Origin of the sequence: Halobaculum rubrum (assembly GCF_019880225.1) — an archaeon.
In the GTDB taxonomy this organism is placed as follows: Archaea; Halobacteriota; Halobacteria; order Halobacteriales; family Haloferacaceae; genus Halobaculum; species Halobaculum rubrum.
In genome coordinates, this window is record NZ_CP082284.1 from 502,369 (window position 1) to 522,870 (window position 20,502).

Here is a 20,502-nt window from a genome sequence, read left to right on the forward strand (position 1 = left end):
GCGCGGGGTGAAAACCGTATCCGTCGCCCGCCGCGGTCTGCGGCTCCGCCCGGATCGACCGGTTGCCTGGCCCGCCGCGGTCGGTTCCATCGTCCGATGCGACCGCTTTTCCGACTCGGTCGGCTACCTTCGGATATGTTACTGGTCCGCGGGAGCGGCGGCGGCACGGCGCTCACCGGCACGATCTACGAGCGCGGCGAGGAGGCGCCGTCGTTCAAGGGCGCGCCCGACGAGGACGCGCCCTACGTGTGGGTGTGCGACGCGTTCTACGAGGTCGAGTCCGGCGGCTCGGAGCTGGTCGTCGACGGCGACCCCATCCGCGTCGCCTTCGAGTCGCCGACGCCCCGCGGCTTCGACACCCGCGAGCAGGCGGTCGCCGCCGCCGAGGAGCACGTCCGCACGCAGTTCGCCCGCGTCGGCGTTCCCGAAGCCGACGTGGAGATCGACGTCGAGAAGACGGATCCGTAGCGGATCGAGCCGCTCACTCGCTCACGTCGTTCGCTCCGCTCACGCCTCGCCGGTTTTTGGACGGCTCGGCACGGAGACCTCGCCGTCGTGATCCGAGCCGTTCGCTCCGTTCACGACTCGCCGGTTTTTGGACGGCTCGGCACGGAGACCTCGCCGTCGTGATCCGAGTCGCTCACTCGGTCACTCCGTTCGCTCCGTTCGCGACTCGCCGTCCCCCCACCGGACGTCGTCGTACGTCCGTAGCTGTTCCGCGCCGAACCGCTCCTCGAACTTCCGGCGCAGCGCCTCCGTCTCGCCGACGCCGATCCGGGCCAGCTCGTCGGCCTTCGCGACCGGCGTCGGCGGCCCGGCCTCCGCGGCGACCTCAGAGACGACCTGCCGGGTGAGCCGATCGCGCGTCTCCGGATCGCGCGTGAACGCCGCCGGCGCCTCCACCTTGAACAGCACGTCCTCGCGGGGTTCGTACACGTGCATGTACGTCACCTCGTACCGCTCGGGGGCCGCGGTTCGCTCGACGCCGAGCGCGTCGCCGTCGCTCGCCAGCGGCGCGTCGGAGCCCCCCCGCGACCGCAGCCACGAGGTGAACGTGATCGCGTCGTCCGCGCGGTCGCCGTCCGGACGCCGCTCAAGCAGCCGGGTGAACAGCGCGGCGTCGTCGGGCCACGGCGCCTCCACACCCTTGCGGTCGAGCGTCCGAGTGACGTACCCCGAGGTCGGGTTCTTCACGAAGCCAAGCACGGGCACGTCGCGCTCGATGCACGACTCCACGAGCCGGACGTACGTCCGGACGGCCTCCCGAACCGTCTCGCCGTGGGCGACCTCTCGAAGCTCGCTGTCGCGGGTCGCCCAGTTCAGCAGGCGCTTGGGGTACAGCGGCCCGTCGAGCACGAGGAGGTCCGACACCTCGCCGCGTTCGAGATGCTTGCGGGCGTGGTGTGACTCCGCCAGCGACAGCGCCAGTTCGTGGACCATCTCGTCGGCGAACCGGCGGCTCCGGGGCACCTTGAGCACCCGACGCTCGGAGTTGCCGTCATCGTACGGCATCCAGCCGTCGGGCACGTCGGGGAAGAACACCGTCGCGTCGTTGGCGTGAACCGTGACGACGATCGAGCGCGCGCGGTGGAGGTCGAGATCCGTCGGCTCGGCGCCCATCGCCGCCTGCGCCACGTCGAGCACGAGCCCGTTCTTGAACGACGTGGGGTTCAGCGTGCCGGAGTCGACGCCGTGGCTCGTCGCGAAGGGCCGGTCCGCGAGCGCGGCGTCCTCGACGGGCGTCCGTCGGAGTTCGTGGTCGCCGAGCGCCTCCAGCACGACCCGCCCGTCGTCGTGGAGCGGGTCGAGCCACTCCCCCCAGGCCGTGCCCGCGAGGTCGTCGTGGTCGGCGTCGTCGACCCCGTCGGCGATGGCCGAGGCGAGGTACGCGATGGTGTCGACGTGTACGGGGTCCAGCGTCACGCCCGAACGCGGGCGCCGGCGGCGCAAAAGCGGTGCGGTCGGCGCCGTGGCGGGACCCCGTCGGCGCCGCTGTCTTCATACCCTCCCGTGCCCATCTCCCGCTCGTGATACGCGCGGTCGGATTCGACCTCGACGACACGCTCGCCGTCCCCGAGCGCTCGCGGACCCGGCTGCTTGCGGACGCGCTCGACGCCGGCGGCGCCCCGGAGTTGACCGGCGCCGTCGACCGGGCGGCGTACCTCGACGCCCACGCCAACCACCGCACTGCGGACAGCAGAGTGCCCGTCTTCGCGGAGCTGCTCGACCCCCACGACGTCGAGGCGGACCCTGTCGCCCTCGCGGACGCCTACCGCGAGGCAGTGACGACCGCGCTCGTCCCGGTTCCCGGCGTACGCGACCTCGTCGCGGACCTGCGCGAGACGTACCGCGTCGGCCTGCTCACTAACGGTCCGGTGCGCGCGCAGTCGGCGAAGCTCGACTATCTCGGCTGGTGGGACGCGTTCGACACCGTCCACATCTCCGGCGACCTCCCGGCCGGAAAGCCCGACAGGCGCGCGTTCGCGGCGCTGCTCGACGGGCTCGGAAGCGACCCGTCGGAGACGGCGTTCGTCGGCGACCATCCGGAGGAGGACATCCGGGGCGCCGCCGCGGCGGGGCTACAGACCGTCCACGTCCTCGGCGAGAACGACGATCCAGCACCCGAGGCCGACGAAACGGTCGCACGCGACCGGCTGGCCGCGGAGCTTCCGGGGATCCTTCGGGGCCTGTGAGGGCCGTGGACCGTTCGGCGGTCGCTCCGGCCGCGTTACGCCGAGTTCCTCACGACCGCACGAAACACGGGGAGCACCCGCTTCACCTGCGCGCCGTCCTCGACGAACACGACGGTCCGCGGGGGTGAGACCGCCTTCGGGCGAACGCGTAGGCCGGCGTCCTCCGCGGCCGAGGCCGCGGCGTCGGGCGCGGCGACGAACTCGACGCGCACGCGGTCCGGGTGGAGGGACACCTCCGCGATCGGGCGCTCAGAACTCGACGCGTCGCCGACATCGACCCGGACGCGATACGCGAGCGCCCCCTGGGTCGTCGGCTCCACGTCCGGATCGGCATCGCTCACGCCCACTTCCGCGAGGCTGTCGTGGTCGCCGACGAGCTCGGAGGCGAGCAGCTGCGCGATACGGACCCCGTCGGTCGTTCGGTCGGCGACCATCACGGCCCCTCCGCGTCGTCGCCGGCGGCGTCCCCGCCCTCCGACCCGAAGTCGTCACCGACCAGCAACTCCTCGCGTGCCGCATCGGCGACAGCGTCAAGCTCGACGCCGCGCTCGCGCGCGACGAGCACCGCAGCCGTCTCCAGCGTCACGCCGACCTCGCGCTGCCTGCGGTTCGCGGCGGCGACGGCCTCGCGCTTCTCCGTCCCCTCGGCGACGATCGCGTCGAGCGCCCGCTCGAACGTCGACTGTTCCCGGAGGATCGACTCGTCGGGGACGAAATCGGCGGGAACGTGCACCTCCGCGGGGTCGAACGCAGCTACTAGATCGCCGCCGTCCTCGGTGAGCAGCCCCCTCGCCGTCGCGATGTCGACGAGGCGCTTCGCCTGGTCGGGGGAGAACCAGTCGCGGTCGAGCGAGAGCGCGACGACGAACTTCCCTTCGCCCATCCGGTCGGTGCCCGCGCCGCGAAACGGCGCGGCGACGGCGGCCTCCAGCGTCATACCAGTCGGTTCGCCGCCTGCACCAAAAGCCGCTCGTTGCGAGACGCTCGCGCTGGTGAGGGGAATCGAACCGTGGGAAAACGGGGGGAGACGACCCGATTACGCGAACGCGAGCGAGTCGTCGGCGTCGGTTCCCTCGGCCTGGGAGGTCTTCTCCCAGGCGCTGCGGAAGTCCGTCATCGTGATCTCGGTGCGGTCCTCGCGGATCGCGAACATGCCGGCCTCGGTGCAGACGGCCTTCACGTCCGCGCCGGAGGCGCCCTCGGTGAGCTCCGCAAGCTCCGCGAAGTCCACGTCGTCGGCGACGTTCATGTCGCGAGTGTGGATCTTGAAGATGAGCTCGCGGCCCTCGGCCTCCGGCTTGGGTACCTCGATGAGCCGGTCGAAGCGACCCGGACGGAGGATCGCCGGGTCGAGCATGTCGAAGCGGTTCGTCGCCGCGATGATGCGGATCTCGCCGCGCTCGTCGAAGCCGTCCATCTCGGCGAGCAGCTGCATCATCGTGCGCTGGACCTCGGCGTCGCCGGAGGTCTTCGAGTCCGTGCGCTTGGAGGCGATGGCGTCGATCTCGTCGATGAAGATGACCGCCGGCTCGTTCTCGCGGGCGACCTCGAACAGGTCGCGCACGAGCTTCGCCCCCTCGCCGATGAACTTGTGGACCAGCTCGGAGCCGGCCATCTTGATGAACGTCGCGTCGGTCTGGTTCGCGACGGCCTTCGCGAGCATCGTCTTCCCCGTGCCGGGCGGCCCGTGGAGCAGGACGCCGCTGGGCGGCTGGATGCCCACCTCGGTGAACATCTCCGGGCTCTTCAGCGGCATCTCGACGGTCTCGCGCACCTCGTTCATCTGCTCGTCGAGCCCGCCGATGTCCTCGTAGGTGACCTCGGGCGAGTGCTCGACCTGCATGACGCGGGCGCGCACGTCCGTCTCCTTCTCCAGCTTCTTCACCACCGACAGGGAGTTGTTGACGGCGACGCGGTCGTCCGGGTCGAGGTCCTCGCGCATCTCGTCGGTGACCTCGGTCAGCGCCTCCTGATTGTTGCCGTGCTGTTTGATCACGACGCCGTCGCCCGTCAGCTCCTGTACCGTCGCGACGAACAGCGGCGACTGCTTGAGCTTCTTGTTCTCGTGGGTAAGCCGCTCGAGCTTCTGCTGGTACTTGTTGTTCTCCGCGTTCGCGTCCAGGAGCTTGTCGCGCATCTCCTCGTTTTGCCCCTCGAGAACGTCGAGGCGCTCCTGGAGGGCCTCGATCTTCTCCTGCTGCGACGTCGCTTCCTCCTCGTACGGGAGGTCGACGTCGTCAACGGTGTCAGTCATCGCCGAAACTAGGGCGGTGAGTACTAAGAGACTTCGGGTCGGGGTGACGATCGTGAGAATTGAATGTTCAAAAGTAATATCTTAGATAGAAACTATTAACAAGCGGCATCGCATGTGTCGAGACAGCATGAGCGCATCCGACGCCGAGGCCGTCGCCGACGACGCCTCGATCGATCGATGGGAACGCGTCCGCGACCTGCCGCCGAGCGCGAAGCTGGTCGCGAAGGTGCTGGACTACGAGGACACGTTGAGCCAAAGCGAGCTCGCCGAGGAGACGCTGCTCCCGCCGCGGACCGTCCGCTACGCGCTGACTCGGCTGGAGGACGCGGACGCGGTCGAGTCTCGGTTCTCCTTCACCGACGCGCGCAAGCGGCTCTACACGCTGGACTTGTAGGCACTCCCCGCTGGATCTGTTGGCCGACCGCCCACGGGTCCGTTCACCCGTTCACAGCGTCGATTCCTCCCTCACGTCCACCCCGTGAAGCAGTTCGGCGATCGCCTCGACCCCGTCGACCAGCCGCGGGCTCGGCTGGTTCAACAGCGAGTCGTCGATCACGTGAACCGCGGGATCGATGTCCCAACCGCGGTCGGCGAGCGGCTCGGATCCGGGTTCGCGGTCGGTGCCACACCAGTGGAGCACCGCGTGGTCCGGATCCGCGCGCTCGACCGCCGCGGCGTCGACCTCCCGCGATCGCTGGCCCGCCGGGACGAACGGACAGCGCCCGCCGGCGGCGGCGACGGCGTCGGGAACCCAGTTGCCGGCGGCCATCGGGGGCTCGCCCCACTCCTCGGCGTAGACCACCGGACGCTCCGCCGGGTCCTCGGGAACCGCCGCTCGAACCCGGTCGACGCGGTCGCGCAGGTCGCTCGTGAGTCGCCTGCCCGCGTCCTCGCGGCCGACCGCCGCCCCCACGTCCGCGACGTATCCAAACACGTCCGCCAGTCGGGTCGGCTCGGCGTGAACGACCTCGAGTCCCCGGTCCCGTAGCGCGTCGGCGGTCTCCCGCTGCAGCGGGTCGCACGTCAACACGACCGTCGGCTCCAGCCGCTCGACGCCGTCGAGGTCCGGGTTCGGCCAGCCGCCGACGACCGACGGCCGCGACCCCGCGTCCGACCGATCGCAGGCGTGGGTCACCCCCACGAGCACCTCGGTCGCGTTCAACGCCGCGACCGTCGCCGTCGCGCTCGGCGCCAGCGAGACGATCCGCTCGGTCACCATCGCGGAACGTTCACCATCGATACAGTGTGAGACTCGCTCACATAAATAGCTCCCGTCGGGCGGTTTCGAGATCACGTGACGGCGTAGCACTGTCGTCGCGACACCGTTTGTTTTTTGTACTGATCGCGCTTCCGTTTGGCACAGAGTCACCCGGGGTTTTTTGTATCCCCTTTCGGGCTCCCGCCCCCTCAGACGCAATGAGCGAGAACACACACACCCGACGCCGACCCGCCGGGCGCGAACGACGAACAGCACACGAACACCAGGACGAATCCGAGCAGGAGGAGCAGTCGGGCGACGAGCTCGCGTGCCCCGAGTGCTCGGGGAACGTCATCACCGACGAGGAGCACGGCGAGACGGTCTGTGAGGAGTGCGGCCTCGTTATCGACGAGGACTCCGTCGACCGTGGCCCCGAGTGGCGCGCGTTCGACGCCGCCGAGAAGGACCAGAAGTCCCGCGTCGGCGCCCCCACGACGAACACGATGCACGACAAGGGGCTGTCGACCAACATCGACTGGCGCGACCAGGACGCCTACGGCCGCTCGCTGGGCGCCCGCCAGCGCCAGAAGATGCGCCGCCTGCGCAAGTGGAACGAGCGGTTCCGCACGCGCGACTCCAAGGAGCGAAATCTCAAGCAAGCGCTCGGGGAGATCGACCGGATGGCCTCGGCGCTGGGGCTCCCGGACAACGTCCGCGAGACCGCTTCGGTCATCTACCGCCGCGCGCTCGACGAGGACCTCCTCCCGGGCCGCTCCATCGAGGGCGTCTCCACCTCCTGCGTGTACGCCGCCGCCCGTATGGCCGGCGTCCCGCGCAGCCTCGACGAGATCGCGGAGGTCTCCCGCGTCGGCAAAGACGAGGTCGCGCGCACGTACCGCTACGTGGTGCGCGAGCTGAAGCTGGAAGTCAAGCCCGCCGACCCCGAGCAGTACGTCCCACGGTTCGCCTCCTCGCTGGAACTGTCCGACGAGTCGGAGATGCGCGCGAAGCAGCTCCTGCGGAACGCGAAGGACAAGGGCGTCCACTCGGGCAAGTCGCCGGTCGGTCTCGCGGCCGCGGCCGTCTACGCCGCCGCGCTGCTCACCAACGAGAAGACGACGCAGGCGGCCGTCTCGGAGATCGCGGACATCTCCGAGGTCACGATCCGCAACCGCTACCACGAACTGCTCGAGGCCGAGGACGGCCTCGTCGCGTAACGCCGCCCGCCGGCTCGCGACCACCCACGGTTTTGCGTGTCGCCGACCTTCGCCGACCATGAGCGACGCGTTCGCCGTCGACCTCGACTCGTTCTCGCTGTGTGCGAGCACCGCCGACCTCTCGGGGGAGCCGGTCGCCCGCGAGCACGCCGACCTGATCGAGTTCCGGATGGACCTCGCCGACGAGCCGCTGGCCGCCCTCGCCGACTACGACGGCGATCTCCCGTTGCTCGTGACGAACCGCCCGCGCTGGGAGGGCGGGGAAACCGCCCCGTACGGTCGGCTCGATGCCCTCGCTGCGGCGGTCGAGCACGAGGCAGTCGCCGCCGTCGACGTCGAACTGGCGACGCTGCGCGGCCGACCGGCGGGGACGAATGAGGTCGACGCGGCGGAACTGACCGCACACGCCCGCGAGCACGGGGCCGCGGTCGTCGCGTCGGTCCACGACTTCGACCGGACACCCGCGCCGGAGACGCTCGACGGCCTGCTCCGCGCGGCGGCAGGCGCCGGCGACGTGGGGAAGTTGGCGGTCACCGCGCGGACGACCGGGGAGGCGCTCGACCTGCTGGCGGCGACCCACCGCGCGACGATCCGCGGCGACCGCGTGGCGACGATGGCGATGGGCGAGCACGGGAGCCACACGCGCGCCGTCGCGCCGGTGTACGGCTCGCGGCTCGGCTACGCCCCCATCGACGCCGCCGACGCGACCGCGCCGGGCCAGTACGATCTCGCGACGCTTCGGCGGCTCGTCGACGACCTCCGGTGACCCGGTCGGCCGGCGACCGAGACGACGCGCGGCCGTCGTCGGGCGGACGCCCGTCTGACGGCCCGCACGAAGGTTGATACCGGTGGGACGGCTGTTACGGCGCATGCAACGCCGACCCGTCGTCGCGGCGGCGCTGGCGGTCGTCCCCGCGCTCGGGCACGCGTACCTGCGCCGATGGAGCCGCGCTGTCGCATGGCTGTCGCTGCTGGTCGGCTCGGCGCTCGTGTTTGCGGGGCTGTCCGGGGGCGGGGTCGGCGACCCGCTGGCGTCGGTGGGGATCTCGACGGCGGCGCTCCCGACCGCGGCGGCCGGCCCGGCGGCGCTCGTCGTCCCGCTGGGCGTCGTCATCGCGCTGTCGGCGGCCGACGCGTACGTTCTCGCCAGGAGAGAGGGCCGACAGGGCGTCCTCACGTGTCCGCGGTGCGGCCGCGGCGTCGACCTGTCGCTGCACTTCTGTTGGTACTGCTCGGTGGAGTTCGAGTACGTCGAACGGTAGGCGTGTCGCGGTGCGTGGTGGGGGGTCGCCCGCCCGCGCGGCGGCTTACTGCTCGATGATCGACTCCTCGACGGCCTCGCCGAAGTGGCGGGCCACGTCCTCGTAGTAGACGAGCACCTCGTCGCCCTCCGCGAGGTCGGTGACGGCTTTCCGCCCCGCGGTGGTCGCGACCTTCACCGTCTCGGCGTTCTGGATCAGCGTCTCGACGCGGTCGACCTCCCCCGACTCCGTCTCGACCTTAGCCTGCACGCGGAACATGGGACGCTTCTCGATCTTCACGCGGCCGACGACGGCCTCGCGGGTCTTCCCGTCGGTGTCGAGCAGCTGCACCTCGTCGCCCGAGCGCAGCTCCGAGAGGTACTTGGTGCCGCCGTCGGGCGTGCGCACGTACGCGTGGACGGCGCCGGCGTTGACGCGGAACGGTCTGGAGGCGACGTACGGCGAGTCGGCCGTCTCGGCGTGGACGAAGAACAGCCCGCGCGACATCGACCCGACGAGCATCCCCTCGTCGTGGTCCATCATCGTGCCGGTGTCGACGCAGACGCGGTCGGCCGAGCCCGTGCGCTCGATGGCGGTGACGGTCGCGGTCGTGAGATCGAGCGTCTCCCGGTCGGCCTCGTCGCGGACCTCCACGGTCTCGCGGATCTCGTCGGGGTCGTCCGTGTCCAGCAGGACGCCCTCCGCGCCGAGTTCGAGCGTCTCGAAGGCGGTGCGCGCCTCCTCGGCGGTCGTCGCGCCGGCGACGAGGGTGGTGTCGTCGCCGATCCGGGCGATGAGGTTCTCGAGGGGAATGATCTCCCAGTTCTCGCTGGCGACGACGACGAACTCCGCGTCGCGGGCGGCGGCCTCGGCGAACGCCTCGTACTCCTCGTCGAAGATGCGGACGAACGCGCCCTGCGCGCGGTTGTCGTCGCGGCGGAGCGTCGAGAGGTCCGCGGAGCCGGAGAAGTCGGCGGGAAGATCGACCGTGCCGTCGCCCTCGCCGTTCTTGCCGACGATGTAGGCGTCCGCGACCGCCTCGTCGCCGGACTCGGCGTCGTCGATCACGTCGACGTCGGCGTCCGAGCGGAACGCCGCGACGTTCACGTCGCCCAACTCGCGCACCTTCGCCACGTCGCGCTCGTCGACGAGCACCCAGTCGACGCCGGCCTCGAGGCCCGCGGTGATCCGTTCGCGTCGCGTGTTCCAGTCGCCCACGTCGCCGTCGGCGCGGATCCAGACGGACCGCGTTCGTGTCATTGTCGGTCGCTATCGCGGACGGCGCTTCAAGTTGGCGGATACGGTGACGACGGCGGCGGAACCGCACACCGAACGGTCCCCGTCGGCCGCCGCGTCGCTCCGGGGGTCATCGCGGGACGGAGGGCGCAGGGGAAACTGACAGAACAGCCGCTTCGATGCCTCGCTACAGCCCCGACGCCGACAGCGCGTCCTCCGCGTCGGCGTCGTCGTGGACGACGGCCGACACCGCCGCGGTCATCGCCTCCGGGTCGTCGTGCTGGAAGATGGTGCGCCCCATCGAGACGCCGGCGCCGCCGGCGTCCATCGCGCCGCGAACGTTCTCCAGGGTCCGGCGGTCGCCCGACGGGGAGCCTCCGGCGATGATGACCGGCAGGCGCGTCGACTCACAGACGTGCTCGAAGCTCGCGGCGTCGCCGGAGTAGGCGGTCTTCACCACGTCGGCGCCGCACTCCTCGGCCAGTCGGACGGCGTGCCCGAGGTACTCGGCGTCGTGCTCGGGGTCGTCGCCCTCCAGGTTCGCGCCGCGGGCGTACGCCATCGCGAGGACGGGCACGCCGTAGTCGCCGGCCTCCTCGCACAGTTCCGAGAGGAACGTCATCTGTTCGGGCTCGTAGTCGGAGCCGACGTTGATGTGCATCGAGACGGCGTCGGCGCCCGCGCGGATGGCGGCCTTCACGGTGCCCGTGGGTCGTTTGTCGTTGCTCTCGGGACCGACCGACGTGGAGGCGTTCAGGTGGACGACGTAGCCCGCGCCGTTCAGGTTCGCGTGAACGCGGGGGGCGATCCCCTTCTGGGTGAGCACCGCGTCGGCGCCGCCGCTCGTCACGGCGTCGATGGTCGACTCGATGTCCTTCAGGCCCGTCACCGCGCCGAGGGTGATGCCGTGGTCCATCGGTACCATGAGAATTCGGTCGTCCGTGGAGATGCGATCCAGTCGTGCGGCGAGTCCGGCGTGTTCCATTGGTGTGGTATGGCGTGATCGGGCCTAAATGGCTTGCGAACGGCTCAATCGGAAGTACCTTCGGGTGCCGGCGTCCGTCGCCCGTATCCGTCGACGGCACCCTGCTTCAGTTCGCGCGCCTTCGTTTCGAGGCGAGCCGCGGTCTCCTCGGTCGGTTCGTCCCGCTCGTGGCCCTCGGCCACGATGTCGACGAGCGCGGATCCGACGATGATACCGTCGGCGCCCGCCTCGACGATCGTCGCGGCCTGCTCGCCCGAGGAGATGCCGAACCCGACCGCCTTCGGGAGGTCCACGTCCGAGAGCCGCGCGAGCGACTCGCCCGTCCGGTCGGACACCGACGACGACGCCCCGGTGACGCCCAGTCGCGCCTGCACGTAGAGGTACCCCGAGGACACCTCGACCAGCTGGTCCAGCCGCTCCTCGTCGGTCGTCGGCGCGACGATGGAGATCAGGTGGAGGCCGAACTCGTCGCACGCCTCCCGGAGGGGCCCGGCCTCCTCGGCCGGGAGGTCGGGAACGACGAACCCGGAGATGCCGACGGAGGCCGCCTTCTCGACGAACGGCCGCGGTCCCTTGCTCGCGGGTCGTTCCTCCCCGTCGTCGCGCGGCTTCGCCGCTCGACTGTTCGCGGAGCTTCGCTCCGCGCTACTCGCATCCGAGACGCTTCGCGCCTCGCTTTCCCCGTACTGGTAGATCAGGTTGTAGTACGTCATGCACACGAGCGGCACGTCGACGTCCACCTCCTCCACGAACTCGAAGAAGCGCGTCGGTGTCATACCCGACTCCAGCGCGCGCACGACGGCGTTCTGGATCGTCGGCCCCTCGGCGATGGGCTCGGAGAATGGGAGTCCGAGCTCGATCACGTCGGCGCCGCCCTCGGCGAGCGCCTCGACGTACGCCAGCGACGACTCGTAGTCCGGGTCGCCGACGGCGAGATAGGGGACGAACGCCGGGCCGTCGGCGAACGCGGCGGCGACACGGTCGGACGCTCCATCGTCGCTCATCGCAGTCCCCCCTCGAACATCGACATGTCCGGCGCGTTCGGGATGTCCCGTTTCGTGGTCTCCTCGATGGCCGTGTCGAGGTCCTTGTCGCCGCGCCCGGAGACGTTGATCACGGTCACGTCGCCGAGTTCGTCGTGGTGCTCGTGGAGGTAGCCGAACGCGTGGGCCGTCTCCAACGCCGGGATGATCCCCTCCTCTTGGGAGAGCCGGTGGAACCCTTCCAGCGCCGCGTCGTCGTCGACGTTCACCGGGGTGACGCGCCCCTCGTCGACGAGGTGCGCGAGCTCCGGTCCGACGCCGGCGTAGTCGAGGCCGGAGGAGACGGAGTGGCTCTCGACGATCTGGCCGTCGTGATCCTGCAGGAGCTTCGTGCGCGCGCCGTGGAGCACGCCCTCGCTTCCGGTCGACAGCGACGCGGAGTTGGGCGCGACGCCCTCCTCGGCGTCCACCGCGAGCGAGGAGCCGCCGGCCTCGACGGCGAACAGGTCGACCGCCTCGTCGCCGATGAAGTTGTGGAACGTGCCCATCGTGTTCGATCCGCCGCCCGCGCAGGCGACGACCGAGTCGGGCAGGGCTCCGGTCCGGTCGACGATCTGTTCGCGCGCCTCCTCCGAGATGAGCGACTGGAAGTCGCGCACCATCCGCGGGAACGGGTGCGGGCCGACGACGCTGCCGATGACGTAGTGGGTGTCCTCGACGTTCGTCGCCCAGTCGCGCATCGTCTCGGAGATGGCCTCCTTCAGCGTCCCGCGACCCGTCGTCACCGGTGTGACCGCCGACCCGTTGATCTTCATCCGGAAGACGTTCGGCCGCTGGCGGTTGATGTCGCGCTCGCCCATGTACACCTCGCAGGGCATGTCGAGGTGGGCCGCCGCCATCGCGGTCGCGGTGCCGTGCTGCCCGGCGCCGGTCTCGGCGATGATTCGCTCCTTGCCCATGTACTTCGCGAGCAGGACCTGCCCGAGCGCGTTGTTCAGCTTGTGTGCGCCGCCGTGGAGCAGGTCCTCGCGCTTGAGGTACACCTCGGTGTCGTAGCGCTCGGAGAGCCGGTCCGCCCGCTGGAGCGGGGTGGGTCGCCCGCCGAACTCGCGGATGCGCCGGCGGAACTCGTCCATGAAGCCGCCCTCGTTGTTGAGGACGTACCGCTCGTAGGCGTCCGTCAGCTCCCCGATCGCGGGCATCAGCGCCTCGGGCACGTACTGACCCCCGTAGCGGCCGAACTTCCCGTCGCCGGCGGAGACGTGGTCCCCGTCGCCGCCGTCGCGGCCGTTCTCGCGGGTCGCCTTGCTTCCCGCTCGATCCGAGGCCTCGCTCCGCTCGCCCTCGCTGCTCATAGCTCCCCCTCGGACTCCGCGGCCGTAAACCGACGGGTGTTGGCAGAAACGTCGCCGCCGGTGCCGGCCTCGTCGCTCCCCTCGGCGTCCATGATCGCCGAACCGATGAGCAGGCCGTCCGCGCCCGCCTCGCGCATCCGCCGCGCGTCCGCGGGCGTCGTGATCCCCGATTCGGCGATCAGCGTCACGCGGTCGGGCGCCTCCGGAGCGAGCGTCTCGAACGTCGAGAGATCGACCTCCAGCTTCCCGAGGTCACGATTGTTGACGCCGACTAGGTCCGCGCCGGCCGCGAGCGCCGCCGCGAGCTCCTCGCGGGTGTGCACCTCGACGAGCGGCTGGAAGCCGCGGTCGCGGGCGGCCGCCACGAGCTCCGCGAGGTCGTCCTCGACGAACCGCGCGATGAGCAGCACTGCGTCCGCCTCGGTGGCGTCCAGTTGGTCCTCGCGGACGAGGAAGTCCTTGCGGAGGACCGGCACGTCGACCGCCTCGCGAACGCGCCGGAGGGTCTCGACGGAGCCGTCGAAGTGCTCCGGCTCGGTCAGCACCGACAGCGCCGCCGCGCCGCCCTCGACCATCGCCGCCGCGAGCTCGACCGGGTCGTCGCGACGCGCGCCGTCGGTCGTCGGACTCGTCGGCTTCACCTCGGCGATCACCGGTACTCGTCCGTCGGCTTCGGCGGCCGCGAACGCCCCCGGCAACGATCGCGCGTCGACCGACACCCGCTCGTCGCCGCCGGACCGCTCGGCCGCGGCCTCGAGGATCGAGCGCACCGCCGGCGCGAGGTCCTCGGCTTGTGTGTTCATCTATGTACATCGGTGGGCTCTTTCGTTCAAAAGTGTTGCGTCGGCGCGGTTCCGGAGCGGACGTCATCGGTGCCGCGGTCGCTCTCGGGGGGCGTCAGCGACCGCCCAGGCCGGGATTGAAGCGGCCTCGTCGCGTTCGCTCGGACATGACTGCGACCATCGGCGGCGGCCCGGGCGACACCGGCGTGTTCGGGCGCCAGTACGACGCGATCGACCGGGCGGTAGAACTGGGGACCGCGAGCGGGCGACTCATCTCCGTCTCGTTCCCCGAGACGCTCCCGTCGGACGCCGACGGCGAGCACCCGCTGTTGGACCGCGTTCACGAATACCTCGACGGCGCCGAGGACGACTTCGCCGACGTCGAGGTCGCCATCACCGTCCCGACCGACCAGCGGTCGGTGCTGGAGTCCGTTCGGAACGTTCCGTACGGCGAATCGGTCGATATCGAACGGATCGTGAAGATGACCGGCGGCCTCGACCACGAGGAAGACGAGGATCTGCGAACAGCTCGGGAGGCACTGCGCGCGAACCCGGTGCCGCTCGTCGTTCCGGATCACCGCGTCCGGAACGCCGAGGGGGCGACGCCCGAGACGGTGGCCGCTCGCCTGAGAGATATCGAGGGCGTCAGGTCGGTCTGACGGGAAATCGATCGGACGGTCGACCGCTATCGACCGTACGCGCGGACGAGATAGTACGCGACGGCGATGAGAAACAGCGCCTCTCCCGCGGTTTCGAGGGGGGTGACGCCGACCGCGACGCCGCCGATCTTCGCGCCCGCCGCGAGCCCGAACAGCCCGGCGTTCGAGAGCGCGCCGGCCTCGGTGGGCGCGCTGTGCAGCCACATCGTTCGGTGGCTCGCGAGGACACCGACCGCCAGCATCGCCGCTCCGACCGCCATGTTCGCGGGAACCTGGCCACGGACCCACCCACCGATGCCCGCGACGACGGCGGCGCAGGCGAGAAACACCGCCGCGCCCGCCGACAGGCCTGCCTTCCGGTTCGACGCGTACATACCGCATGACGGGAGCGGGACGTAGGTAAGCGTGGCGTCGCCGTCCGCCGATCGTCAGCCGTCCGTCCGACGTGTGGGTGGCTGTCGTCGTCACCGGTCAGGGGCCGAGCGTTGGACGATGGGCTACCGGCGGACGCCGAGGGCGGCGAGGTCGAACTCGTGTACGACGAGCGTGAGCGCGTTCACCACGTAGTGTGCGACGGCGACGAGCGCGAAGCTGTCGGTGAGGACGAACGCCCCCGCGAGCACGAATCCGAGCAGGCCCGTGGCGACGATCCCGGCACGTCCCTGGGCGCCGTGTCCGAGCGCGAACGTGACCGAGGAGCCGCCCGCGAGCACCCACGGCCACGGGTCGGTCCCGACGACCGTCGCCGGGAGCCACGCCGGCGCGTCGAATCCCGCCGAGAGCGCGCCGACCAGGGCCGCGCGAAAGAGGAACTCCTCGAACAGCGCGACGATCGGAAGCACGGCGAGGAGCAACACCGCCCATCCGACGGCGGTGTCGGGCGCGAGCGCGCCCCGGAGGGCCTCGTTCACCTCGACGCCGGCCCACTCCGCGATCCGACCGGCCGCCTCGCTGGCGAGCCACAGCGCCACACCGAGCCCGACGCCGAGCGCAACGTCCGTCGCCGTCGCGACCGGGACGAGCCCCAGCGCCGCCGCGGGCACGTCGGCCCACACCGCGGCGGCGACGAGCATCGCGCCGAACAGCCCCTGCGAGAGCGCGACGTTCGCCAGCAGCGCACCCGGCGACATCGTCGCCCGCGTCTCCGCGGCGGCGACGGGACTGCGTTCGGGCGTGGAGAGGCTCGAGTCCGTCCCGCTGACGGACTGATACCGCGACGGCGCCGCGGGCGCTGCGTCCTCCGGTCCCCACCTGAGGTCTTCGTCCCCGTCACCGTCGCCGCCGACACGCTCGCGGCGGTCGAGCTGTGGCGTCGAGGAGAACTGCGCGGCCGAAAGCCGCGCGAGACCGAGCAACAGGATCAGGACGACGCCCGTCAGGCCGGCGAACGCCGTCCAGCGCGTCACGTCGGGTCGCTACTGCGGGCTGGGGCTGGTCGGGCCGGCGCCGGCGCCCTCGCCGGTTTTCTCCAGCGCGGAGCCGGTGATGCTCTTGAGGCGCGCGACGAGCGAGTCCTTCTCGGGCTCGCCCTCCAGCGCGATGTCGAGCACCTCCGAGATGTGCGACACCGGGATGATGTCGACCATCTCCTTGTACTCGTCCTCGATCATCACGTCCTGCTCGTTGGCCTTCGGGATGATGACCGTGTCACAGCCGGACTTGGCGGCCGCCTCGATCTTGTGGGTGACGCCCCCGACCGGGAGCACGTCGCCCCGGACCGACAGCGAGCCCGTCATCGCGAGGTTCTGGTCGACGCCCATCTCCTCCAAGGCGGAGATGACGGCGGTCGCGACCGTGATGGACGCGGAGTCGCCGTCGACGCCCTGCTGACCGGTCTGGATGAACTGGATGTGGATGTCCTTCTCGGTGATGTCCTCGTCGGAGAACTTCTTGATGATCGCCGAGACGTTCTGGACGGACTCCTCGGCCATCTCCTGGAGTTGACCGGTGGCGATCACCTGGCCGGGCCCCTGCGAGGGCGTGACCTCGGCCATGACCGGAAGCATGATCCCCGAGTCCTGCCCCATGACGGCCAGTCCGTTCACGCGGCCGACCTGGTAGCCGTCGGCGACCTGGAGCTCGTAGTCCTTGCGCCGCTCGATGTAATCGTCGGCGAGCTGCTGCTCGATGGAGCGCGAGCGGCCCTTCGCCTGGAGCACGTGGTCGCGAGTGACCCGGTCGGCGTCCTCGCCGCGGGCGATGTCGCCCGAGACGCGGACCAGCCCGCCGAGGTTCCGCAGCTCCAGGGTGAGGTGGCCCTTCCGACCGGCGCGGCGGCGCGCGGTGAGGATGACCTCCTCGATTGCCTCCTGGCTGAACGCCGGCAGACGGCCGTCCTTGGCGACCTCCTGGGCCACGAAGCGGGCGTACTTGCGGCGCATCTCCGGGGTGTCGTCGATGGTGTCGTCCATGTACACCTCGTAGCCGTACCCCTTGATGCGCGAGCGCAGCGCCGGGTGCATGTTCTCCATCGCGTCGAGGTTCCCCGCCGCGATCATGATGAAGTCCGTCGGGACCGGCTCCGTCTGGACCATCGCGCCCGAGGAGCGCTCGGACTGCCCGGTGATGGAGAACTCGCCCTCCTGGATCGCCGTCATCAGCTTCTGCTGGGAGCGGATGTCGAGGGTGTTGATCTCGTCGACGAAGAGGACGCCCTTGTTCGCCTTGTGGATGGCGCCGGCCTCGACGCGGTCGTGGCTTGGCGTCTCCATCCCGCCCGACTGGAACGGGTCGTGGCGCACGTCGCCCAGCAGCGCGCCGGCGTGGGCGCCGGTTGCGTCCTCGAACGGCGCCGACTTCTCGTCGGCGTTGTTGACGAGGAGGTTCGGGATCATCGAGTCGCTGCCGCGCGAGCCGTAGCGGAACGCGAGGTAGATGATACCGGCCGCGAGGATGCCCAGCAGGATGTTGCTCACGACGAGCAGCGAGTAGCCCAGCACCACCGCGATGATGATCCACATGAGGAAGCTGCGCATCTGGTTGCGCTTTCTGGCTTCCTCCTTGTGGGCCTCGACGATCTGTTCGCCCTTGCCCGAGGGGACCGTCCGCACCTTGGGGTTGTTGCCGTCGTCGGGGTTGTGATACACGAGCACGTCCTGCAGCTCCTCTTTGGGGAGCAGCTCGGACATCGCCTTCGCGAGCATCGACTTGCCCGTCCCGGGCGAGCCGATCATCATCACGTGGCGCCGCTGTTTGGCGGCTTTCATCACCACGTCGCGGGCGTGCTCTTGCCCGATCACCTGGTCGACCAGACGATCGGGGACCTCGATGTCGTCCGTCGAGTCGATCAGGAGGCCGCCGAGGAGGTGGTCGTCCGCGATCTCCTCGTCGATCTCGGCGTCGATCTCGACGTCGCTCCCGAGGTCGTCGATGTCGGCGTCCTGATCGGAAGGATCGTTGGAGGCACCGACCGACCGGCCGCCGGTCGTGCCGCCGGACCGCCCGCCGTCGACCCCGTTCGACTCGGGGTCGCGATCCGTAGGGGCGTCCTCCGGATCCAGGACATCACCGCCGTCCCGGCTGTCGTTTCGATCGTTGCTCATAGAATCGTCGCTACCGTGAAACAGGGTCCGTCGATTCATATACTTTCTCCCCCTGTGAGCCGCGCCCACCCGAACGCGAACCGGCGATAGCGGCGCTGAAACCGGCGCTCGGAGACGCCCGCGTCACTCGCCGGGCTTTTAAACTCGCCGCGAGATACGTCCACGCATGCGGGGGTTCTACATCGGGCGGTTCCAGCCGTACCACAACGGCCACCACCACATGGTCGAGGAGATCGCCGACGAGGTGGACGAACTCGTCTTAGGCATCGGCTCCGCGGGCGACTCACACACCCAACGAAACCCGTTCACCGCCGGCGAGCGCGTCATGATGGTGACGAAAGCGCTGGCGGATCTGGACGTGACCACCTACGTGGTTCCGATCGAGGACCTGGAGCGCAACTCGGTGTGGGTGAGCCACGTCCGGTCAATGTCGCCGAAGTTCGACGTGGCGTACTCGAACAATCCCCTCGTGGTCCGCCTGTTCGAGGAGGCCGGCGTCGAGGTGCGCTCCTCCCCGATGTTCCGGCGCGAGGTACTGGAGGGAAGCGAGCTCCGCCAGCGCATGATCCGCGGCGACGGCTGGGAGGAGCTCGTCCCCGCCGAGGTGGCCGAGACGATCGCCGAGATCGACGGCGTCGACCGCATCCGACAGGTGTCGTCCTCCGACGCCAACGGATCGGGTGACTCCCTCGATTTCGACCACGAGAGCTCGTCGGCCGACCCGGCGTGATCCCCCGATGCTGACGCTCGCCTCCGACTTCGGCTCGCCGTACCCCGCCGCGATGAAAGGTGTGCTCAGATCGCATGGTATCACGGACCTCGTCGACGTGGCCCACGACCTCCCGCAGGGCGACCCCCGCGCGGCCGCGTTCTGGCTCCGCTTCGTCCTCCCGGAGTTCCCCCCGGGCGTTCACCTCGTCGTCGTCGATCCCGGCGTCGGCACCGACCGCGCGGCCGTCTGCGTCCGCGCCGGCGACCACGCGCTCGTCGGCCCCGACAACGGCTGCCTGCTCCCGCCGGCGAGGGCGCTGGCCGACGCTAGCGTCGCCCCCGACACCGATCCCGCGGAGGCGATCGAGGTGTTCGCGGTCGAGGACGACGACCCGCGATCCAGCACGTTTCACGGACGCGACGTGTTCGCGCCGGCGGCCGCCCGCGTCCACGAGGCCGGCGTCGACGGGATCGGGTCGCTCGACGGGTTCGTCCCGGTCGACGACTACGACGACTACGCGATCCCGACCGCGTGGGTGGAAGCCGAGACGGCCGCCGGCGAGGTGCTCGTCGTCGACGACTTCGGCAACGCCGTCACGAACGTCCCCGGCTCGTTCCTCGACGGCCGCGTCGGCGAGCCGATCGCCGTCGAGACCGCCGCCGGGACCCGAGCGGTGCCCGTCGTCGAGACGTTCGCCGACGTGGACAAACACGACCCGCTGGTCACCGTCGGCAGCCACGGCTTCGTCGAGTGTGACGCGAACCAGGGGCGCGGCGACGAAGCGTTCGATCTGGCGCCGGGGCGGGCCGTGACCCTCTCGTTCGAGGAGGCCGTCGCGGCGACGGTCCCGACGGACTGACCCGTGGGCGTCGTCTCCGCCGCCGCCGCGGTCGCCGCGATGAACCTCGTCGGACTGCTGGCGTTCGCGGTCGCGGGCTCGCTCAAGGGCGCCGACGCGGACCTCGACCCGTTCGGCGTCGCGACGCTGGGCGTCCTCACCGCGCTCGGCGGCGGCACCATCCGCGACGTGCTCGTCGGCCGCGTCCCCGCCGCGCTCCGCTCGACGGGCGACGTGCTCGTCGTCCTCGCGGGCGTCGGCGTCGGCCTCCTCGTCGCGTGGGCGCTGTCCGGGGGAACCGGCCGTGTCCGCGACCACCCGGCGTTCCTCGTCGCCGACGCCGTCGGGCTCGCCGCCTTCGCCGCCTCCGGCGCGGCCGTCGGCGCCGACGCCGGCCTCTCGGCGTTCGGTATCGTCGTCACCGCGACGCTCACCGGCGTCGGCGGCGGCTCCCTGTCGGACCTGTTACTCGCGAGGGTTCCCGTCGTGCTCCGGGAGGACGTCTACGCGACGCCCGCGCTGCTCGGCGGCGTCGCCTACGTCGTCGCCGCGGCGGTCGGGGTTCGCGGCGCGACGGCGACGCTCGGCGTCGCAGTCGGCGTGTTCGCCCTCCGAGTTGTCGCGGTACGGCGCGGGTGGTCGCTGCCGAGGGTCTGATTCGGCGCTCGAGTGAACCACTGGAGGCGATTCACGGGGTCCTTCGCGCGTCCACGGCGCGCGTTCGTGCCTGACCGCCACGTCCGACCGTCACGCGCCCGTCCGCCAGGCGGTTCGATCGCGCACCCGGAGACTGCAACACTCAAGTCG

23 protein-coding genes are annotated in these 20,502 nt (G+C 70.6%); 10 read left to right on the forward strand and 13 right to left on the reverse strand.

Annotation, left to right across the window (positions count from 1 at the left end; all coding sequences use genetic code 11):
- Nucleotides 1–135: 135 nt before the first annotated feature.
- Nucleotides 136–468: a DUF7113 family protein gene (locus K6T25_RS02655; protein WP_222916280.1), complete on the forward strand. Its 333-nt coding sequence runs from the start codon at nucleotides 136–138 to the stop codon at nucleotides 466–468.
- Between the two features lie 180 nt (nucleotides 469–648).
- Here K6T25_RS02655 and K6T25_RS02660 read toward each other — a convergent pair whose 3' ends face one another.
- Nucleotides 649–1,923, reverse strand: a complete 1,275-nt coding sequence (locus K6T25_RS02660) for a DNA double-strand break repair nuclease NurA (RefSeq protein WP_222916282.1) — start codon at nucleotides 1,921–1,923, stop codon at nucleotides 649–651.
- Nucleotides 1,924–2,027: 104 nt separating this feature from the next.
- On the opposite strand from K6T25_RS02660, the gene K6T25_RS02665 reads away from it, so the two are divergent.
- A complete protein-coding gene (locus K6T25_RS02665) occupies nucleotides 2,028–2,693 on the forward strand; it encodes an HAD family hydrolase (protein ID WP_225917788.1) in 666 nt (221 codons plus the stop codon).
- A 35-nt stretch (nucleotides 2,694–2,728) separates the two neighbouring features.
- Here the strand turns inward: K6T25_RS02665 and K6T25_RS02670 are convergent, their stop codons facing one another.
- The 3 genes from K6T25_RS02670 to pan1 form a co-directional block, all read right to left on the reverse strand.
- On the reverse strand, nucleotides 2,729–3,127 hold the full coding sequence (locus K6T25_RS02670) for a DUF7993 family protein (RefSeq protein ID WP_222916284.1): 399 nt from the start codon (nucleotides 3,125–3,127) through the stop codon (nucleotides 2,729–2,731).
- Nucleotides 3,127–3,630 (reverse strand): DUF2240 family protein, encoded by a 504-nt coding sequence (locus K6T25_RS02675; RefSeq protein ID WP_222916286.1) that lies wholly within the window; start codon nucleotides 3,628–3,630, stop codon nucleotides 3,127–3,129. Before K6T25_RS02675 ends, K6T25_RS02670 begins: the two co-directional genes overlap by 1 nt.
- Nucleotides 3,631–3,729: 99 nt before the next feature.
- A complete protein-coding gene (pan1, locus tag K6T25_RS02680) occupies nucleotides 3,730–4,947 on the reverse strand; it encodes a proteasome-activating nucleotidase Pan1 (protein WP_222916288.1) in 1,218 nt (405 codons plus the stop codon).
- Between the two features lie 127 nt (nucleotides 4,948–5,074).
- On the opposite strand from pan1, the gene K6T25_RS02685 reads away from it, so the two are divergent.
- Entirely contained in the window at nucleotides 5,075–5,341 is a 267-nt protein-coding gene (locus K6T25_RS02685; RefSeq protein ID WP_222916290.1) for a MarR family transcriptional regulator, read from the forward strand.
- 51 nt (nucleotides 5,342–5,392) lie between these two features.
- Here the strand turns inward: K6T25_RS02685 and K6T25_RS02690 are convergent, their stop codons facing one another.
- Nucleotides 5,393–6,166 (reverse strand): helical backbone metal receptor, encoded by a 774-nt coding sequence (locus K6T25_RS02690; protein WP_222916292.1) that lies wholly within the window; start codon nucleotides 6,164–6,166, stop codon nucleotides 5,393–5,395.
- Nucleotides 6,167–6,363: 197 nt separating this feature from the next.
- Between K6T25_RS02690 and K6T25_RS02695 the strand changes: the two genes are divergently transcribed.
- From K6T25_RS02695 to K6T25_RS02705, 3 genes are all read left to right on the forward strand, one after another.
- On the forward strand, nucleotides 6,364–7,362 hold the full coding sequence (locus K6T25_RS02695; protein WP_222916294.1) for a transcription initiation factor IIB: 999 nt from the start codon (nucleotides 6,364–6,366) through the stop codon (nucleotides 7,360–7,362).
- Nucleotides 7,363–7,420: 58 nt separating this feature from the next.
- The gene (locus K6T25_RS02700; protein ID WP_222916296.1) at nucleotides 7,421–8,128 is read left to right on the forward strand and encodes a type I 3-dehydroquinate dehydratase; all 708 of its coding nucleotides are present in this window, start codon (nucleotides 7,421–7,423) and stop codon (nucleotides 8,126–8,128) included.
- A gap of 103 nt (nucleotides 8,129–8,231) precedes the next feature.
- The gene (locus K6T25_RS02705; protein ID WP_222916298.1) at nucleotides 8,232–8,624 is read left to right on the forward strand and encodes a DUF7575 domain-containing protein; all 393 of its coding nucleotides are present in this window, start codon (nucleotides 8,232–8,234) and stop codon (nucleotides 8,622–8,624) included.
- 45 nt (nucleotides 8,625–8,669) lie between these two features.
- Here K6T25_RS02705 and K6T25_RS02710 read toward each other — a convergent pair whose 3' ends face one another.
- From K6T25_RS02710 to trpC, 5 genes are all read right to left on the reverse strand, one after another.
- Nucleotides 8,670–9,863, reverse strand: a complete 1,194-nt coding sequence (locus K6T25_RS02710) for a 3-dehydroquinate synthase II (protein ID WP_222916300.1) — start codon at nucleotides 9,861–9,863, stop codon at nucleotides 8,670–8,672.
- Between the two features lie 163 nt (nucleotides 9,864–10,026).
- Nucleotides 10,027–10,824 carry a 2-amino-3,7-dideoxy-D-threo-hept-6-ulosonate synthase gene (locus K6T25_RS02715; RefSeq protein WP_222916302.1) on the reverse strand — a complete coding sequence of 266 codons (798 nt, stop codon included), beginning with the start codon at nucleotides 10,822–10,824 and terminating at the stop codon, nucleotides 10,027–10,029.
- 44 nt (nucleotides 10,825–10,868) lie between these two features.
- Complete coding sequence (gene trpA / locus K6T25_RS02720) at nucleotides 10,869–11,828, reverse strand: tryptophan synthase subunit alpha (RefSeq protein ID WP_222916304.1); 960 nt, start codon at nucleotides 11,826–11,828, stop codon at nucleotides 10,869–10,871.
- Nucleotides 11,825–13,162 (reverse strand): tryptophan synthase subunit beta, encoded by a 1,338-nt coding sequence (gene trpB / locus K6T25_RS02725; protein WP_222916306.1) that lies wholly within the window; start codon nucleotides 13,160–13,162, stop codon nucleotides 11,825–11,827. Before trpB ends, trpA begins: the two co-directional genes overlap by 4 nt.
- On the reverse strand, nucleotides 13,159–13,965 hold the full coding sequence (gene trpC / locus K6T25_RS02730) for an indole-3-glycerol phosphate synthase (protein WP_240009224.1): 807 nt from the start codon (nucleotides 13,963–13,965) through the stop codon (nucleotides 13,159–13,161). Before trpC ends, trpB begins: the two co-directional genes overlap by 4 nt.
- 146 nt (nucleotides 13,966–14,111) lie before the next feature.
- On the opposite strand from trpC, the gene K6T25_RS02735 reads away from it, so the two are divergent.
- Entirely contained in the window at nucleotides 14,112–14,603 is a 492-nt protein-coding gene (locus tag K6T25_RS02735; protein ID WP_222916308.1) for an MGMT family protein, read from the forward strand.
- Between the two features lie 26 nt (nucleotides 14,604–14,629).
- Here the strand turns inward: K6T25_RS02735 and K6T25_RS02740 are convergent, their stop codons facing one another.
- From K6T25_RS02740 to lonB, 3 genes are all read right to left on the reverse strand, one after another.
- Nucleotides 14,630–14,977, reverse strand: coding sequence for a hypothetical protein (locus K6T25_RS02740; RefSeq protein WP_222916310.1), 348 nt, complete (start codon nucleotides 14,975–14,977; stop codon nucleotides 14,630–14,632).
- Nucleotides 14,978–15,100: 123 nt separating this feature from the next.
- Nucleotides 15,101–16,009, reverse strand: a complete 909-nt coding sequence (locus tag K6T25_RS02745; RefSeq protein WP_222916312.1) for a CPBP family intramembrane glutamic endopeptidase — start codon at nucleotides 16,007–16,009, stop codon at nucleotides 15,101–15,103.
- 9 nt (nucleotides 16,010–16,018) lie between these two features.
- Nucleotides 16,019–18,145 (reverse strand): ATP-dependent protease LonB, encoded by a 2,127-nt coding sequence (gene lonB, locus K6T25_RS02750; RefSeq protein WP_222916314.1) that lies wholly within the window; start codon nucleotides 18,143–18,145, stop codon nucleotides 16,019–16,021.
- A gap of 166 nt (nucleotides 18,146–18,311) precedes the next feature.
- Between lonB and K6T25_RS02755 the strand changes: the two genes are divergently transcribed.
- The 3 genes from K6T25_RS02755 to K6T25_RS02765 are packed head-to-tail and all read left to right on the forward strand — an operon-like array spanning nucleotide 18,312 to nucleotide 20,352.
- A complete protein-coding gene (locus K6T25_RS02755) occupies nucleotides 18,312–18,875 on the forward strand; it encodes a nicotinamide-nucleotide adenylyltransferase (protein WP_222916315.1) in 564 nt (187 codons plus the stop codon).
- Between the two features lie 7 nt (nucleotides 18,876–18,882).
- The gene (locus K6T25_RS02760; RefSeq protein WP_222916316.1) at nucleotides 18,883–19,716 is read left to right on the forward strand and encodes an SAM hydrolase/SAM-dependent halogenase family protein; all 834 of its coding nucleotides are present in this window, start codon (nucleotides 18,883–18,885) and stop codon (nucleotides 19,714–19,716) included.
- Nucleotides 19,717–19,755: 39 nt separating this feature from the next.
- Nucleotides 19,756–20,352, forward strand: coding sequence for a trimeric intracellular cation channel family protein (locus K6T25_RS02765; protein WP_222917826.1), 597 nt, complete (start codon nucleotides 19,756–19,758; stop codon nucleotides 20,350–20,352).
- Nucleotides 20,353–20,502: the final 150 nt, after the last annotated feature.